The following is a 17,485-nucleotide window of genomic DNA, read 5'->3' on the forward strand; positions in this document are numbered from 1 at the left end:
TCAATGACCAATGTGTTAATTATTGACGATGAACGAGAAGTAGGCACCTTTTTTCTTCATTTGTTAGAAGGAAAAGGATATCGTGTCAAGTTAGGATGGAACGGAAAAGACTTTTTAACATTAATTCAGCAATATTCATTTGACCTTGCCTTAATTGATGTTAAGTTGCCGGACACAAATGGTTTGGAGCTATTAAAACAGTTAAAAGCCGTCCAACCATCATGTAAGGCGATTATTATGACAGGATATAGCACCGTGAAGACCGCGGTAGAAGCAATTAAGTATGGTGCAAGTGATTATATTGAGAAGCCATTCGATGATATTGATGAGCTAGAAAAAACGATTGAAGAATTGCTCGATAGTGAAATCCATTCGTCACAACATGATATGTATAAATTAGCGGAAGCGCTCGGTTTTATTATCGGAACGAATAAAGAAATGAACGATTTGCTCAAGCTGGCTTATAAAATCGCGAAAAAAAACGTCAACGTGTTAATTGAAGGAGAGACCGGAACGGGCAAAGAAGTGCTCGCCCATTTTATTCATCAAGCAAGCATGCGCTATGATCAGCCTTTTATTGGAATTAACTGCGGAGCGCTGTCGGAAACACTGCTTGAAAGTGAATTGTTTGGCCATGAAAAAGGGGCGTTTACTGGAGCGTTGAAAGAAAAGAAAGGAATTTTTGAGATAGCGAACAGAGGAACATTATTTTTGGACGAAATAGGGGAAGCATCCTTAGCTACACAAGTAAAATTATTGCGTGTGTTGGAAACAGGAGAGTATATTCGTGTGGGCGGTGAAACAGTCCGCAAAACAAATACTAGAATTATCGCTGCTTCTCATGTCAATCTCAGCCAAGCGGTAAAAGAGAAAACTTTTCGTGAAGACTTATTATATCGGTTAGATGTAGTAAAATTAACGCTCCCTCCTTTAAGAGAACGAATAGAGGATTTACCTGTTTTGATAGAACATTTTTTGAAAAAGCTAAATTCTACTCTTACTTTTTCCGATGATGCCATTTTGCTAATGAAACAATATCAATGGCCGGGAAACGTAAGAGAGCTTTTTAACGTAGTAAAAAGAGCGGTGACGTTGGCTGAAGGCGAAACGACGGTAATCACTCCTCATTATCTTCCAGAAAAAATAAAAACGAAAACGAATATGCTTTCTATTCCATTGAATGAAACGAAAAACAACAAAGAGATGGATTTAGAATCTTACTTACAAAACTGGACCGGCTATATTTTATCATTATGGAAAGAAGGCAATCAGCGGCTCGATCTTAAACATGTTTTAGATGCCGTTAAAGATTTAGAAATGCAGATCGGACGATTTTTCGTCAGGAAAACGTTAAAGGAAACATTAGGAGATAAAAAAGAAGCGGCAGAACGATTAAACATTACGGTGCGCCAGCTTCGCTATTTATTGAAAGAAAAAGGGACTGCTTCGAAGGAATAAAAGCAGTCCCTTTTTAATGAACTATTTTTAGAAAAATCCTTGGGCTTTTGGGCTGTAACTTACCAATAAGTTCTTTGTTTGTTGATAATGAGATAGCATCATTTTATGTGTTTCCCGCCCAAATCCAGATAGTTTATAACCGCCAAACGCAGCATGGGCTGGATACGAGTGATAACAATTCGTCCAAACCCGACCGGCTTGAATGCCTCTGCCAAAACGATAGGCAAGATGAATATTTCGTGTCCAAACTCCTGCGCCCAGGCCATATAATGTATCATTGGCAATTTCTAATGCTTCCTTTTCATCTTTAAATGTAGTAACAGATACAACCGGTCCAAAAATTTCTTCTTGAAAGATTCTCATTTTATTATGGCCTTTAAATACAGTCGGCTTAATATAATATCCATTTTCGAACCCTTCAATAATGTTTCTTTCTCCACCGATGAGGCATTCTGCTCCTTCTTGTTTACCAATTTCAATGTAAGAAAGGATTTTTTCCATTTGTTCGGATGAAGCTTGTGCACCCATCATTGTTTCCGTGTCTAATGGGTTTCCCGTTTTAATATTTTTTACTCTCTCTAACGCCCGTTCCATAAAATCATCATAAATGGATTCATGAATGAGCGCTCGAGATGGACATGTACATACTTCTCCTTGATTGAGAGCAAACATCGCAAATCCTTCAATAGCTTTGTCTAAAAATTCGTCTTCTTGATCCATTACGTCAGGGAAAAATATGTTTGGAGATTTGCCGCCTAGCTCAAGAGTAACAGGGATGATGTTTTGGGAAGCATATTGCATAATAAGGCGACCTGTTGTCGTTTCTCCAGTAAAGGCAATTTTGGCGATACGTGAATTCGAAGCTAGAGGTTTTCCAGCTTCAAGACCAAATCCATTAACGACATTTAGTACCCCTGGCGGCAATAGATCACCGATAAGTTCCATTAGCACCATAATGGAAGCAGGCGTTTGCTCTGCTGGTTTTAACACAATACAATTGCCGGCTGCCAGTGCGGGAGCGATTTTCCATGCGGCCATTAATAACGGAAAGTTCCAAGGAATAATTTGTCCAACAACGCCTAACGGTTCATGGAAATGATAAGCTACTGTATCATCATCAATTTGGCTGATCGTGCCTTCCTGGGCGCGGATAGCTCCGGCAAAGTAACGAAAATGATCAATACATAAAGGTAAGTCAGCATTCAACGTTTCTCGAATAGGTTTACCATTGTCCCACGTTTCAGCTACCGCCAACATTTCTAGATTAGCCTCAATGCGATCGGCAATTTTATTTAAAATTAACGCTCTTTCCGCTGGAGACGTTTTTCCCCATGATTCTTTTGCAGCATGGGCAGCGTCTAACGCTAACTCAATATCTTCTGCTTGAGAGCGGGCGACTTCACAAAACACTTCGCCAGTTACAGGGGTGACATTTTCGAAATATTGTCCTCCAATAGGCGGAACCCATTCACCATTAATATAATTATCATATCTTGTTTTAAATTGTACTTTTGCGTCTTTTTCTCCTGGACGGCTATAAATCATACTTTTTCCCTCCTATAATGTCATTTTGAATAGGGAGCGGTCAAAAAGACCGTCTCCCGTGTGGATCATATGTTTCATTAACGGTTTACACCGATTGTTAAAACGACCCGGCCGTTAATTTTTCCTTTTTCCATTCTCTCAAATACTTCATTGATTTTTTCTAATGGAGCGGTTTCTACAATAGGGCGTACTTTTCCTCTCGCAGCGAAATCCAACGCTTCTTGCATATCTTTTCTCGTACCGACGATGGATCCTTTCACCGTAATCCCATTTAATACCGTATCGAAAATAGGAATCGGCAGTTCATCATGAGGCAATCCAACAACAACAAGGCATCCGCCGCGTCTTACGGATTTATAGGCTTGTTCGAACGCTTTTTTCGTTACGGCAACACTAATGGCAGCATGCACTCCGCCTACTTTTTGCTGAATAGCTTCGACTGGATCCTCTTTTAGTCCATTAATGGCAATATCAGCTCCTAATTGTTTGGCAAGATCGATTTTTTCGTCACTAATATCGACCGCGACAACGTTGAATCCCATTGCTTTTGCGTATTGAAGGGCAATATGCCCTAATCCTCCGATTCCGTAAATGGCTACCCATTCTCCTGGTTTGGCGTTAGACACCTTTAGCGCTTTGTATGTCGTTACTCCTGCACAGAGAATCGGCGCGACTTCTACTGGATCTAAATTTTCTGGGATTTTTGCGACATAATCGGCAGGTGCTTTGCAGTATTCCGCATATCCCCCATCGACGGAATATCCACCGTTTAATTGATGTGGGCAAAGTGTTTCTTGTCCGCTCAAGCAATATTCACATTCTCCGCAAGCGGAGTATAGCCATGGAACACCGACACGGTCACCTACTTTAACGGATTTTACTCCTTCTGCTACTTCGACAACAATCCCTACCCCTTCGTGTCCAGGAATTAAAGGCAATTTTGGCTTGACTGGCCAGTCTCCGTGCGCCGCATGCAAATCGGTGTGGCAAACCCCGCAAGCTTCAATTTTGATAAGTACTTCTCCGTAGTTTAGCTTCGGTTTTTCCACCTCTTTAATTTCTAATTTTTGCTTAAATTCATTGACGACTGCTGCTTTCATTCTCCCTACCCCTTTCCAAATTTCAAAAAAGTTTCACTAGTTTATCCTGCAAAAACTGTGCCAATAGAAAAAATGAATTTTCTGTGACAAATCCACATGGTTTTGCCGAATTTTTGTTAAAATTGAACAAAATCTCGGTAATTTTTTTCTAATTTTCGTAATATTCGTTTTGTTTTGTTTGTTCCACTCTCGTATATATACACTTTTCTGTTCCATATATTTGGGATATAATAATAAATTAGACTGTGCAAGGAAAACAGAGGTGAAAAACGTGTTTGATCGTCTTGAAGCGGTAGAAGAACGTTATGAAAAATTAAATCAACTCCTGATGGATCCGGAAGTCATCAATGATCCGAAAAAACTCCGCGACTATTCGAAAGAGCAGGCGGATTTACAAGAAACGGTGCAGACGTACCGCGAATACAAATCGGTTCGTAAACAGCTGGCGGATGCAAAAGCGATGCTGGAGGAAAAACTCGATCCAGAGCTGCGCGAAATGGTGAAGGAAGAAATTGATGAACTGGAGCAGCGCGAAGAAGAGCTGGTCAATAAGTTAAAAGTGCTTCTGTTGCCGAAAGATCCGAACGATGAGAAAAACGTCATTATGGAAATTCGCGCGGCGGCGGGCGGCGAAGAGGCAGCGCTGTTCGCCGGCGATTTATACCGGATGTATACGCGCTACGCGGAATCGCAAGGCTGGAAGACGGAAGTCATTGAAGCGAGTTCGACCGGGCTTGGCGGATATAAAGAAATTATTTTTACCATTATCGGAAAAGGAGCCTATTCAAAGCTGAAATATGAAAACGGCGCGCACCGCGTACAGCGCGTCCCGGAAACCGAATCGGGCGGACGTATTCACACCTCCACGGCTACGGTCGCTTGCTTGCCGGAAATGGAAGAAATCGAAGTGGAAATCAACGAAAAAGATATTCGCGTCGATACGTTCGCCTCAAGCGGGCCGGGCGGACAAAGCGTCAACACGACGATGTCGGCCGTCCGCCTGACCCATATTCCAACGGGCATTGTTGTCACCTGCCAGGATGAAAAATCGCAAATTAAAAACAAAGAAAAAGCGATGAAAGTATTGCGCGCCCGCATTTATGACAAATATCAGCAGGAAGCGCGCGCCGAATATGATCAGACGCGCAAACAGGCGGTCGGAACAGGAGATCGTTCCGAGCGAATCCGTACGTATAACTTTCCGCAAAACCGCGTCACCGACCATCGCATCGGGCTGACGATTCAAAAGCTTGACCAAGTGCTCGATGGGAACCTTGATGAAATCATTGAAGCGCTGATCTTAGATGATCAAGCGAAAAAATTGGAGCAGGCTAATCATGCATCGTAACATTTACGAAGTCCTCACATGGGCTTCGTCTTTTTTAAAGCAGCACGGAAAAGAGGAACGGGTGGCGGAACTGCTGCTTTGCCATCATTTGCGGCTGACAAGAGCCCAGCTGTTGGCGCGGCTGCGCGATCCGATCGAGGAAAGTGTGCGTCAATCGTTTGCGGCGGATGTTCATAAGCATGTATACGAACATGTTCCAGTTCAGCACTTAATCGGTTACGAACATTTTTATGGCCGTCCGTTTCTTGTCAATCGCCACGTGCTCATTCCACGGCCGGAAACGGAAGAATTGGTGCAAGGCGTATTAATAAGAATTTCACGTTTATTTCCAAGAAATCAGCGATTGGACGTCGTCGACGTCGGCACGGGAAGCGGGGCAATTGCGGTGACACTTGCCTTAGAAAATCCGGCGCTGCGCGTGACGGCCATCGACATTTCTTCGGAAGCCCTGCAAATGGCAGCGCAAAATGCGGAACGTCTTGGCGCCAAGGTCGCTTTTTTACGCGGAGACTTGTTGCAGCCGCTTATCGAAGCGAACCGCAAAGTCGATGTTGTTGTGTCCAATCCACCTTATATTCCAGAAGGCGACATCGCTTCGCTTTCTCCGATTGTAAAGAATCATGAACCTTTTGCGGCGCTTGCCGGTGGTGAGGACGGTCTTGCGTTTTACCGCCGCTTTGCCCGCGACTTGCCTCTTGTGCTAAAAGAACGGGCGCTTGTGGCGTTTGAAGTGGGAGCTGGGCAAGGGGAGGCGGTCGCCGCGTTGCTGAAAGGGGCATTTCCGCTGGCGGACGTCGAAGTAGCTTTCGACATCAATGGAAAAGACCGCATGGTATATGCGACGTTACAATAGGCAAGTCATCGACTTGCCTTCTTGTTTGAGTGCGATCAATTTGTTTTTGTAATGCTAGAACTTGGATGCCGATTGACGAAAAGTAATTTTTTTAGATTGATAGAGTTTAAAATTGGCTCACACTGTCCACAATGAAGAGTGAAAGGACGGTGTCAACCAATGAGCCAAAATAAGCTTGCCATTGTTTTATATATACTACTATTAATGATTGGTGTACTTGTTAATATATACGGCCAGCAAACAAAGGCGGGGGCAAACGCCATGGTGGCGATCCCGGATGAAGCTATCCGCCTGCGCATTTTAGCTAACAGCGACTCCGCCGAAGACCAAGAGCTGAAACATAAAGTCCGTGATGCAGTCAACGCCAAAATTACGAAATGGGTTGGCGATTTGACGTCTTTCGCAGAGGCAAAGCAAGTCATTCAATCCCATCTTCCTGAGATTGAACAAACGGTTGCGGACGTACTGCGGAAAGAACATAGCGATCAGTCGTATCGAGTCGAGTTTGGCCGAGTCGATTTCCCGACGAAAATTTACGGCAATTTTGTATATCCAGCTGGAAAATATGATGCCATTTTGATTACACTCGGCAAAGGAAAAGGAGCCAACTGGTGGTGCGTGTTATTCCCGCCGCTTTGTTTCCTCGATTTTTCCAATAGCGATGCGGTGCAAATGAGCGAGGCGCCATCCGCTAAGAAAGTGAAAAAGAATTCGGAAGGCGGACAAAGCCGGGCAGCTGTTTCTGTAACAGACGAAGCGGACAAGAAAACGAAGGAAACAAATGAACAACAAGATGCCAGCAGTGAAGCAGTCCACAAGGAAGTCAAACAAGCAGGTGTTGCACCAACGGCTTCCCCATTTGTCGCGGAACAGGAACAGCCGGTGAAAGTAAAGTTTTTCTTCAAAGAACTTATCGATTATCTCTTTTCGTAACGAATTGTGAATAAGTGGGGAAAAATAATATATATATCCACAAAGTTGTCCACAAAAATAACATAGTTATTCACATATTGTTGATAAATTTAATGAAATCTTTTCTTTTTTCTTTGTAAGATTAGAATGTTTTAAGAAATTTGCTAGAAAGCAAGGACATGGTAGAGGTGAACAAAGTGAAAACAAATGTTTGGGTTGTGGATAATGTTGTTGATAAACAACATATTTATCCACAAATAAAAGAGGCTGCTCGTCTGCTGCAATGTGGAGAAGTTGTCGCCTTTCCGACGGAAACCGTCTATGGACTAGGAGCGGATGCCACCAATACTGCAGCAGTGGAGAAAATTTTTGCGGCTAAAGGCCGTCCAAGCGACAATCCGTTGATTGTCCATATCGCCCGTCGCGAACAGTTAGAGTCCGTCGTTTCTTACGTTCCCGACATCGCTGCTGTGCTGATCGAACGATTTTGGCCGGGACCGCTGACGCTTATTTTGCCGAAAAAAGAAGGGGCTCTTTCCGATCGAGTCACCGCTGGCTTATCAACCGTAGCCGTGCGCATGCCGGCACACCCAGTGGCGCTCGCGCTCATCGAGGAAAGCGGCCTGCCGCTGGCAGCCCCAAGCGCCAATCGATCCGGCCGTCCGAGCCCGACAACAGCAGCGCATGTACTCGCCGATTTAGACGGACGCATCGCCGGTGTGGTTGATGGAGGGGAAACAGGGATCGGCGTGGAATCGACGGTGCTTGACTGTACGACGGAAGTGCCGGTGATTTTGCGTCCGGGCGGCATTACAAAAGAAGCGCTCGCCGAAGCGATCGGCGCGGTCGCCGATGGCAGCACCGTTACGGATGAACAGGAGGCGCCGAAATCGCCGGGAATGAAATATACACATTACGCGCCAAAAGCGCCAATGATGATTGTGTATGGTTCCCCTTCTTTTTTACAGACGCTTGTCGACAAACAGCGGGCGCTCGGCAAAAAAGTCGGTGTACTTACCACGGAAGAAAACGTTGCATTTTACCGCGCCGATGCCGTATTGGCGTGCGGGTCGCGGCGCGATTTACATACGGTTGCCGGCCATTTATATGACACGCTGCGCAAATTTGATGAAACGGATGTCGACATTATTTACAGCGAATCATTTCCGGCAGAAGGAATCGGGGCAGCGATTATGAACCGGTTGCAAAAAGCGGCCGGCCATCAAGTGGTCGTGGAGAAGGAAACCCAATTCTAAATATTCCCGGATGTGCATATGTTAGCAATAAGGCCAGTCCGGGGAGGGAAATCAAATGAGCATGTTCATCGGCGAAATTGTAGCGCTATCGATGATGGCGTTTGCGTTGGGAATGGACGCATTCTCCGTCGCCTTAGGAATGGGTTTGCTTCGTCTGCGCTTAAAACAAATTTTTTATATAGGTGTTATGATCGGTCTTTTTCACATTCTCATGCCGCTTTTCGGCATGGTCGTCGGCCGTTTTTTATCCCGCCAATTTGGCAGCATCGCCTCGTATATCGGTGGGGCGTTACTATTAATATTAGGAATTCAAATGATTGTGGCGTCTTTTAAAAAGGAAAGCGATGCGTTGATTTCACCAAGAGGGATGGGACTTATTTTTTTTGCGTTCAGCGTGAGTTTAGACAGCTTTTCCGTCGGGCTTAGCCTCGGCATTTTCGGAGCAAGAACGATGCTGACGATCTTATTGTTCGGCTTTTTTAGCATGATGCTGACATGGGGTGGACTGATGATGGGCCGCCATTTTCAGCAATGGCTTGGCGCTTACAGCGAGGCGCTTGGCGGCAGCATTTTGCTCGCGTTCGGTTTAAAGCTGTTGCTTTCCTTTTGATAAGCGGAAAAACAAAAAAGCTTTCCCAAAAAGATGGAGTTCGACTTTTTGGGAAAGCTTTTTTGATGCTATGCTATATTATATAATTATCTTATCATCTTATCGCGGATGGAAGTGATAAACAAAATAAGAGGTGTTGCTATGTCATACCGCATTTTATTTGTCTGCACAGGAAACACATGCCGAAGCCCGATGGCGGCCGCGCTTTTGGCGCATAAGCGGCTGCCGGATGTAGAGGTAAAATCAGCAGGAGTATTTGCCGCAGAAGGGAGCGATGCCTCGCCCTACGCGAAAGCGGTGTTGAAAGAAAAAGGGATTGACGCCAATCACCGTTCTTCACTATTAAAGAAAGAAGACATCGAGTGGGCGACACATATTTTGGCGATGACCGCGGGGCATAAGCAGCTCATTATTAAACAGTTTCCCGAAGCAAAAGCAAAAACGTTTACGCTGAAAGAATTTGTTTCCGGGAAGCAGGGCGATGTATCCGACCCGTTTGGTGGATCGGTAGAAATATACCGCCAGACGAGAGACGAGCTCGCCGCCTTGATTGACGGCCTTATCAAGAAATTAGGGGGAAATTCATAGGGGGAAGGGATATGGAAAAGAGAAAAAAGCGATATCGTTTTAGTTTGCGCCTCAAGCTCGTTGTATTTACTACCGCATTGGCACTGATCACCTACTCGACCAGCGCGTTTTTTCTTTATGTTTTGTATGATGTCTTTTTCTCCTCGATTGCCAAAAACGTGTTCACCATTTTGATCCTGATGCTCGGGATTTTTTGGTCCGGCGTGCTCGCCTACATGGCATCCGGATTTATTACGAAGCCGCTGCAGCGTCTAGAACAGGCAGCGATGAAAGCGGCAAGCGGACAAATTAACGAAGACGTTCCACTGTCCAAATCAGACGATGAAATTCGTTCGTTAGGGCTCGCTTTCAATGAAATGTTGCGAAGTTTGCGAACAATCGTGCAGAACATTGATGATAATTTCTCCCGTACGAATGAGAAAGTCGTCGAAATTACGAATGCTTCCCTTGTGGCGGCAGAACGTTCGAAAGATATTGCTTACACGATTGAAGAAATTTCTAAAGGTGCGAATGACGCTGCTGTATCGATGCAAACAGCCGCGGAGTCGGTGGAAGATGTGTTGCACATTGCGAATCAAGTACAGCAAAAGGCGAACCAGTCCGAACAATTAGCGAAAGAAATGGTGACAGCATTGCATAAAAGCCGTGAAGTCATTGGTTCGCTTGTCAGCGGCATCGAACAATTGGCGCGTAATCATCAAACGTCTTTAAGTGCAGTCCAACGACTAGAACAGCATGCAAAAGAAGTGGAAAACATTATCTCGCTTGTCGGTGATATTGCCGGGCAAACGAATTTGCTTGCTTTAAACGCCTCGATTGAAGCGGCGCGTGCCGGGGAGCATGGAAAAGGGTTTGCCGTTGTCGCAGAAGAAGTTCGCAAACTTGCGGATGCAAGCGCGAAAGCGGTTCAAGGAATTTCCGAACTGATTCAAAACATTCAAAAAGAAGTCGCACATGTGGTAGCACAAATTCATGAGCAAGTAAAATCAGCGAATGAAGAAGCCGCAAAAGGTGCCAATACGAACGACGCGATTGCGGAAATGACGAAATCGATTCACGAAGTTGTCCGCGCCGTCCATGAAATTGCCGATTTAGTCAAAGACCAGATGACCTATATCGAAAAAGCGGCGGCTCAATCGCAAGAAGTCGCGGCGATTGCCGAACAAACATCGGCTGGAGCGATGGAAGTAACAGCGGCAACGCAGGAGCAAACTTCCGCCATTGATCATGTCAATGAACTCGCCCGTGAACTGGCGGAACAAGCGGAAAAATTAAAAGCAACAATTGCCCAATTTAGCACAAAATAAACGAAGAAAGGTCGCCTTCTTTAGTGGAAAGAGGTAAAATGAATAAAAAAGGCGGCCTTTTTGCATGATGACGAAACAAAGGAGGAAGCAAAACATGAAAGTAGCGATTGCCTCAGACCATGGCGGAATTCACATTCGTGAAGAAATTAAAAAATTAATGGATGAAATGGGAATTGAATACATCGATCTCGGTTGTAACTGCGAAACGTCGGTCGACTATCCGGATTATGCGATTCCGGTTGCGGAAAAAGTCGCAAACGGGGAAGTGGACCGCGGCATTTTAATTTGTGGTACCGGAATTGGCATGACGATTGCCGCCAACAAAGTGAAAGGAATTCGCTGTGCGCTTTGCCACGATGTATACAGCGCCAAACTTACGCGCCAGCATAATGACAGCAATATTTTAGCGATGGGCGAGCGCGTCATTGGACCGGGGTTGGCGCGCGAAATCGCCAAAGCATGGCTGACGACGGAGTTTGAAGGCGGTCGCCACGCGCGGCGGATCGAGAAAATTAGCGAATACGAAAACAAGCATTTGTAAAATGGAGGAATCTCATCCATGTCTACCCTACTAACCGAATGGCAGCAACAATGGCAGACGATTTTGCGCGAATTTCGCCAAAACGTTGCGCTGACATCCGAGCACATCCTTGTCATCGGATGTAGCACGAGCGAAGTGATTGGCGAAAAAATCGGTACGGCTGGCTCGACGGAAGTCGCGGCAATGCTGTTTGCTGAACTAAAAAAATGGCATGACGAAACCGGTGTCCAGCTTGCGTTTCAATGCTGCGAACATTTAAACCGTGCCCTCGTTGTCGAAAGAAAAACCGCTTTATCTCGCCAGCTCGACATCGTCTCGGTCATCCCTGTTCCGTCGGCAGGCGGGGCGATGGCCGCCTATGCGTACCGCCATCTGGTCGATCCGGTTGTCGTCGAATTTATTCAAGCCGACGCTGGAATCGATATCGGCGATACGCTGATCGGCATGCATTTAAAACATGTCGCCGTTCCGGTGCGCGTTTCGCTGAAACGAATTGGACACGCCCATGTAACATTGGCGAAAACGCGACCAAAGCTGATCGGCGGCGCCCGCGCCGTCTATTCTTTAGAAAATCCGAATGCTTCCTGCACTTTCTAATGATTTTGTTCATTTTTTCTTTGAATCAACCCGCAAAAAGCTGGTAAAATAGAAAGGAATATTCTTATATTTCGAATAAGGGGGAGCTAGTGATGAACTACTTGCCACAACAAGATCCGCAAGTATTTGCTGCGATTGAAAACGAACGGAAACGGCAGCATTCAAAAATTGAATTGATCGCATCGGAAAACTTTGTCAGCCGTGCGGTCATGGAAGCGCAAGGATCGGTATTGACGAATAAATATGCAGAAGGCTATCCGGGACGCCGCTACTACGGTGGCTGCGAATACGTTGACGTCGTTGAGGATTTGGCGCGCGAGCGGGCGAAAAAATTGTTTGGCGCCGAACATGCCAACGTGCAGCCGCATTCCGGTGCGCAGGCAAACATGGCGGTATATTTCACCGTGTTAGAGCATGGGGATACGGTGCTCGGCATGAACTTGTCGCACGGGGGGCATTTAACGCACGGCAGCCCGGTCAACTTCAGCGGCATTCAATACAATTTTGTGGAGTATGGCGTCGATCCAGAAACCCATGTCATTGATTATGACGATGTGCTCGAAAAGGCGCGCGTACATAAGCCAAAATTAATTGTCGCTGGGGCGAGCGCCTATCCGCGCATCATCGATTTTAAACGGTTCCGGGAGATCGCCGATGAAGTAGGAGCGTACTTGATGGTAGACATGGCGCATATTGCAGGTCTTGTTGCGGCAGGTCTTCATCCGAACCCGGTGCCATATGCGCATTTTGTGACGACCACGACGCACAAAACGCTCCGAGGTCCTCGCGGCGGGATGATTCTTTGCAAAGAAGAATTTGCTAAACAAATCGATAAAGCGATCTTCCCAGGCATTCAAGGCGGGCCGCTCATGCACGTCATCGCCGCTAAAGCGGTCGCACTCGGCGAAGCGTTGCAAGACGACTTCAAAACGTATGCGCAAAATATCATCAACAATGCGAACCGCCTCGCCCAAGCATTGAAAAACGAAGGCTTTACCCTCGTTTCCGGCGGCACGGACAACCACCTGTTGCTCGTTGACTTGCGCCCGCAAGGATTAACCGGAAAAGTGGCGGAAAAAGTGCTCGATGAAGTCGGCATTACCGTGAACAAAAACACCATTCCATATGATCCGGAAAGCCCGTTTGTGACAAGCGGCATCCGCATCGGCACCGCCGCGGTGACGACGCGCGGATTTGGGTTGGAAGAAATGGATGAAATCGCAAGCATCATCAGCCTTGTCTTAAAACATCATGAAGATGAAGCAAAGCTGGAAGAAGCGCGGCAACGCGTAGCAGCCTTAACAGAAAAATTCCCGTTATACCAAGAATAAACGGACGCGCACCTCAAAGGAACGTCTTTTGGGGTGCGCTTTTTGGTTCATGGTTGAATATGCTTTCGTTTTTCGGTAGAATGTATGGAAGTGTAAACTGTATACAAAGAGGAGAGTGCAAAATGGGAAAAGTATATGTATTCGATCATCCGCTCATCCAGCATAAACTCACCTACATACGCGACAAAAACACCGGCACGAAAGAGTTCCGTGAACTAGTAGAAGAAGTGGCCACGCTGATGGCGTTTGAAATTACGCGCGACCTCCCTCTTGAAGAAGTCGAAATCGAAACTCCAGTCAGCAAAGCGAAAGCGAAAGTGATCGCTGGGAAAAAGCTCGGCGTCATCCCGATTTTGCGCGCCGGCATGGGCATGGTGGACGGCATTTTAAAATTAATTCCGGCTGCGAAAGTCGGCCATATCGGCTTGTACCGCGATCCGGAAACGTTAAAGCCGGTTGAATATTATGTCAAGCTCCCGACCGATGTCGAAGAACGCGATTTTATTATCGTTGACCCGATGCTCGCCACCGGCGGATCGGCGGTAGAAGCGATCAACGCTTTGAAAAAACGCGGCGCGAAAAGCATTAAATTTATGTGTTTAATCGCTGCTCCAGAAGGGGTGGAGGCAGTGAAAAATGCACACCCGGACGTCGATATTTACATCGCGGCGCTCGACGAAAAACTAAACGACCACGGCTACATCGTCCCGGGGCTTGGAGACGCTGGCGACCGCCTGTTCGGCACAAAATAAAACGACATGAAAAACGGTATCATTTCCGAGAAGTGATACCGTCTTTTTTTAAAAAAATTGTGTCTAAAAAAGTAAATATATCATTATACACTATTGGAGTGAAAAGAAAATTAATAAATGTCACAAAATCTTAAAATTTTGTTTGTTATAATACAGTTTTCCTCATGAAACACATTGACATTGACCATGCGGTATTGTATGCTTTACAGGGGATATATGATAAGGTTTTCATATTGTTAAAATAAAAAAATTTAGAAAAAATAAGGATGTATGCGTATGCGTCCGAAACAACGCCACCCGTTTCAAGCGATGGCACTCATGTCCGCCATCGTATCCCAGCTGGTTGGTTCGATTTTAGTAGGGGTATTTGGCGGAAAATGGATTGATGAGAAATTTCATACAGAGCCGATTTTTCTCATTGTCGGTCTATTGATCGGGTTAGCAGCAGGAGTGTATGCAATGCTTCGTTCAATCCGCCAATATTTCTCAGAGGAGTAGCAGCATGGAGAAATTCCAGCAAATGTTTTTGCGGCAGCTTAAATACATATTGTATTTGCTTTCGCTTTATACATTAGGGTGGGGGTTTACGGCGTATAAAACCTTTTTTTTAAGCTTAATTCTTGGCACTGTGATCAGCATCTTGATGCTATGGAGTTTAACGCGGAAAATCGATAAATTAGGACAAGCCGTGTTGGAACGCAAAAAAGTGCGCACGATCGGGACGCTTTCCCGCTTGGCTTTAGCGGCGCTGGCGGCGGCGATCGCCCTCGAATATCCGCAATATTTTTCCATTGTGCCTGTAGTGCTGGGATTAATGACATCCTATATTGTCATTATAATAGATTTTCTTTTGCGAAAATGGAAAAATAATGGGCAACATGTATGAAAGAGAGGTGAGGAACGATTGCAACACGGGGCACCGATTTATGAGTTTTTAGGACTTACTTTTAACTTATCTAACGTTTTAATGATTACGGTCACCAGTTTGATCGTATTTATCATTGCGATCGCGGCGACGCGTTCTTTGCAGTTGCGTCCGACCGGGATGCAAAATTTCATTGAATGGGTGTTTGATTTCGTTAAAGGAATCATCAATAGCACCATGGATTGGCAAACGGGCGGCCGTTTTTTGACGCTGGGTGTTACGCTTATCATGTACATCTTCGTTGCTAATATGCTCGGCTTGCCGTTTTCCGTACGCGTAGGCGATGAACTTTGGTGGAAGTCGCCGACGGCGGATGCCACGATTACGCTCACGCTTGCCGTCATGATTGTGGGGCTCACCCATTACTACGGCGTGAAAATGAAGGGCGTATCCGAATATATGCGCGATTATACGCGGCCTATGACTTTCTTATTCCCATTGAAAATCATTGAAGAATTTGCCAATACCTTAACATTAGGTCTCCGTCTTTACGGAAACATTTTTGCTGGCGAAATTTTGCTAGGATTGCTAGCAGGGCTTGGAACAAACCATGGGGTGCTTGGCGCTATTGGCGGCGCGATTCCGATGATGGCGTGGCAAGCATTCAGTATTTTCGTCGGCTGTATCCAAGCATTCATTTTCACGATGTTAACAATGGTTTATATGGCCCATAAAGTTAGCCAAGACCATTAATTATAAATTTTAAAATAATAAATAAACGAAAGCAGAAGGAGGATATTTAACTATGAATTTAATTGCAGCTGCGATTGCAGTAGGTTTAGCAGCACTTGGTGCTGGTATCGGTAACGGTTTAATCGTAGGTCGTACAGTAGAAGGGATTGCACGTCAGCCAGAATTGCGCCCTGTTTTGCAAACGACGATGTTTATCGGGGTTGCGTTAGTTGAGGCGCTGCCGATCATTGGTGTCGTTATTTCCTTCATCGTCATGAACAGATAACGAAATACTTTTTTGATGATGGCGAAGTTCGTGTCGACGATCACCTTCGCCATTCCTTTATGTACGTATTTTCAAAATTACAAAAGTATATAGCCACGAAAGCCTGTGGCTCCAGTCACTGGGATGAAGCGGGAAACGGTTTTGAACCGGGCCGACAGGTAAACACCAGTGGGGTGTTTGCCCAAGATACTTGACGGAACAAGAGCGAGTGCCTCGATGAAGGTGTAGGAAAAAGTCTTTAATACGTCAGAACCCGCCGGTTTTCGTCGTGCGGAGGTTCAGGGTAGTTGCGCATAGCTATCGAAAGGAGTGAAACGCGGTGTTATTCAATGCAAAACTATTGGCGCTGGGCGAAGCCGCACATCATACAGGCATCAACAGCGGCGACATTATTTATCAGTTGTTAATGTTTATTATTTTATTAGCCTTGTTGCGCAAATTCGCTTGGCAGCCGTTAATGAATATCATGAAACAGCGTGAAGAGCACATTGCCAATGAAATCGCTCAAGCGGAAAAGCATCGCCAAGAAGCGGAAAAACTGCTTCAGGAGCAGCGCGAATTAATGAAACAGTCGCGCCAGGAAGCGCAAGAGCTGATCGAAAATGCGCGCAAGCTGGCGGAAGAGCAAAAAGAACAAATTATTGCTTCTGCCCGTACGGAAGCAGAGCGATTAAAAGAAGCGGCGAAAAAAGAAATCGAACGCGAAAAAGAGCAAGCGATGGCCGCGTTGCGTGAGCAAGTCGCTTCACTATCTGTATTAATTGCTTCCAAAGTAATTGAAAAAGAGTTAACCGAACAAGATCAAGCGAAGCTGATTAACGAGTACATTCAAGAGGTAGGAGAAGGTCGATGAACAAAGAAATTATAGCAAAGCGGTATGCGTTAGCTCTTTTTCAAATTGCGCTCGAAAAGCAGCTTCTAGACCAGTTAGAAGAGGAAATTCGCGTCGTGCGCCAAGCGTTGGCGGAAAACGAGCAATTTTTATCGTTATTGACGTATCCGAAGCTATCTTTAGAAAAGAAAAAGGCGCTTCTTCAAGAAACGTTTGCGGCGGTTTCAACCCCGCTAAAAAATACATTGTTGCTGCTTTTGGAACGCCACCGTATCGACCTCGTTCCAGAGCTGGCGGAGCAGTTTATTGAGCTGGTGAATGAAGCCCGCGGCGTTGCTGAGGCAACTGCGTATTCGGCGCGCCCGCTAACGGAAGAGGAAAAACGTGCGCTTTCCGAAGTGTTTGCGAAAAAAATCGGCAAAACGACGCTTCATATTGAAAATATTGTCGATCCAAGCTTAATTGGCGGCGTGAAGCTGCGCATCGGCAACCGCATTTACGATGGCAGCATCAGCGGAAAATTAGAACGGATTCAACGACAGCTTATTGGCTAAAGATTTGAAGATAGGGGT

Annotated in this window: 20 protein-coding genes; 18 read left to right on the plus strand and 2 right to left on the minus strand. The window is 45.6% G+C overall.

The genetic code is table 11. From position 1 onward, the window contains the following. Positions 1-3: 3 nt before the first annotated feature. Complete coding sequence (locus tag AC1WMD_RS12685) at positions 4-1,458, plus strand: sigma-54-dependent transcriptional regulator (RefSeq protein ID WP_494257473.1); 1,455 nt, start codon at positions 4-6, stop codon at positions 1,456-1,458. Positions 1,459-1,485: 27 nt separating this feature from the next. Here the strand turns inward: AC1WMD_RS12685 and adh are convergent, their stop codons facing one another. Continuing rightward, positions 1,486-3,003 (minus strand): aldehyde dehydrogenase, encoded by a 1,518-nt coding sequence (adh, locus tag AC1WMD_RS12690; RefSeq protein WP_494257474.1) that lies wholly within the window; start codon positions 3,001-3,003, stop codon positions 1,486-1,488. A gap of 77 nt (positions 3,004-3,080) precedes the next feature. After that, a complete protein-coding gene (adhP, locus tag AC1WMD_RS12695) occupies positions 3,081-4,103 on the minus strand; it encodes an alcohol dehydrogenase AdhP (RefSeq protein WP_494257475.1) in 1,023 nt (340 codons plus the stop codon). Between the two features lie 271 nt (positions 4,104-4,374). Here adhP and prfA point away from each other — a divergent pair, with 271 nt between their 5' ends. The 17 genes from prfA (at position 4,375) to AC1WMD_RS12780 (ending at position 17,467) form a co-directional block, all read left to right on the plus strand. Continuing rightward, the gene (prfA, locus tag AC1WMD_RS12700) at positions 4,375-5,451 is read left to right on the plus strand and encodes a peptide chain release factor 1 (protein WP_043906697.1); all 1,077 of its coding nucleotides are present in this window, start codon (positions 4,375-4,377) and stop codon (positions 5,449-5,451) included. Continuing rightward, positions 5,441-6,304: a peptide chain release factor N(5)-glutamine methyltransferase gene (prmC, locus tag AC1WMD_RS12705; protein WP_043906268.1), complete on the plus strand. Its 864-nt coding sequence runs from the start codon at positions 5,441-5,443 to the stop codon at positions 6,302-6,304. Before prfA ends, prmC begins: the two co-directional genes overlap by 11 nt. 159 nt (positions 6,305-6,463) lie before the next feature. Next, complete coding sequence (gene spoIIR, locus AC1WMD_RS12710; RefSeq protein ID WP_043906267.1) at positions 6,464-7,237, plus strand: stage II sporulation protein R; 774 nt, start codon at positions 6,464-6,466, stop codon at positions 7,235-7,237. Between the two features lie 158 nt (positions 7,238-7,395). Continuing rightward, complete coding sequence (locus AC1WMD_RS12715; RefSeq protein ID WP_494257476.1) at positions 7,396-8,472, plus strand: L-threonylcarbamoyladenylate synthase; 1,077 nt, start codon at positions 7,396-7,398, stop codon at positions 8,470-8,472. Between the two features lie 55 nt (positions 8,473-8,527). Next, complete coding sequence (locus AC1WMD_RS12720) at positions 8,528-9,082, plus strand: manganese efflux pump MntP (RefSeq protein ID WP_043906265.1); 555 nt, start codon at positions 8,528-8,530, stop codon at positions 9,080-9,082. Positions 9,083-9,223: 141 nt separating this feature from the next. Beyond that, on the plus strand, positions 9,224-9,670 hold the full coding sequence (locus tag AC1WMD_RS12725) for a low molecular weight protein arginine phosphatase (protein ID WP_494257477.1): 447 nt from the start codon (positions 9,224-9,226) through the stop codon (positions 9,668-9,670). Positions 9,671-9,681: 11 nt separating this feature from the next. Continuing rightward, positions 9,682-10,977: a methyl-accepting chemotaxis protein gene (locus AC1WMD_RS12730; protein WP_494257478.1), complete on the plus strand. Its 1,296-nt coding sequence runs from the start codon at positions 9,682-9,684 to the stop codon at positions 10,975-10,977. Between the two features lie 94 nt (positions 10,978-11,071). Further along, the gene (gene rpiB / locus AC1WMD_RS12735; protein ID WP_043906262.1) at positions 11,072-11,518 is read left to right on the plus strand and encodes a ribose 5-phosphate isomerase B; all 447 of its coding nucleotides are present in this window, start codon (positions 11,072-11,074) and stop codon (positions 11,516-11,518) included. Positions 11,519-11,536: 18 nt separating this feature from the next. After that, a complete protein-coding gene (locus tag AC1WMD_RS12740) occupies positions 11,537-12,115 on the plus strand; it encodes a TIGR01440 family protein (protein ID WP_494257480.1) in 579 nt (192 codons plus the stop codon). A 92-nt stretch (positions 12,116-12,207) separates the two neighbouring features. Continuing rightward, the gene (glyA, locus tag AC1WMD_RS12745; RefSeq protein WP_494257481.1) at positions 12,208-13,446 is read left to right on the plus strand and encodes a serine hydroxymethyltransferase; all 1,239 of its coding nucleotides are present in this window, start codon (positions 12,208-12,210) and stop codon (positions 13,444-13,446) included. A 122-nt stretch (positions 13,447-13,568) separates the two neighbouring features. Further along, positions 13,569-14,198 (plus strand): uracil phosphoribosyltransferase, encoded by a 630-nt coding sequence (gene upp, locus AC1WMD_RS12750; protein ID WP_043906259.1) that lies wholly within the window; start codon positions 13,569-13,571, stop codon positions 14,196-14,198. A gap of 276 nt (positions 14,199-14,474) precedes the next feature. Further along, positions 14,475-14,696, plus strand: a complete 222-nt coding sequence (locus AC1WMD_RS12755; RefSeq protein WP_043906258.1) for an AtpZ/AtpI family protein — start codon at positions 14,475-14,477, stop codon at positions 14,694-14,696. Between the two features lie 4 nt (positions 14,697-14,700). Beyond that, positions 14,701-15,084 (plus strand): ATP synthase subunit I, encoded by a 384-nt coding sequence (locus AC1WMD_RS12760; protein ID WP_043906257.1) that lies wholly within the window; start codon positions 14,701-14,703, stop codon positions 15,082-15,084. 18 nt (positions 15,085-15,102) lie between these two features. Further along, complete coding sequence (atpB, locus tag AC1WMD_RS12765; protein WP_043906256.1) at positions 15,103-15,816, plus strand: F0F1 ATP synthase subunit A; 714 nt, start codon at positions 15,103-15,105, stop codon at positions 15,814-15,816. 52 nt (positions 15,817-15,868) lie between these two features. Beyond that, positions 15,869-16,081: a F0F1 ATP synthase subunit C gene (atpE, locus tag AC1WMD_RS12770; RefSeq protein WP_017436872.1), complete on the plus strand. Its 213-nt coding sequence runs from the start codon at positions 15,869-15,871 to the stop codon at positions 16,079-16,081. Positions 16,082-16,400: 319 nt separating this feature from the next. Next, positions 16,401-16,934: a F0F1 ATP synthase subunit B gene (gene atpF / locus AC1WMD_RS12775; RefSeq protein WP_494257482.1), complete on the plus strand. Its 534-nt coding sequence runs from the start codon at positions 16,401-16,403 to the stop codon at positions 16,932-16,934. Beyond that, the gene (locus AC1WMD_RS12780) at positions 16,931-17,467 is read left to right on the plus strand and encodes a F0F1 ATP synthase subunit delta (protein WP_494257484.1); all 537 of its coding nucleotides are present in this window, start codon (positions 16,931-16,933) and stop codon (positions 17,465-17,467) included. Before atpF ends, AC1WMD_RS12780 begins: the two co-directional genes overlap by 4 nt. Positions 17,468-17,485 lie beyond the last annotated feature (18 nt).

It is taken from the genome of Parageobacillus sp. NEAU-HV-2 (genome assembly GCF_059115485.1).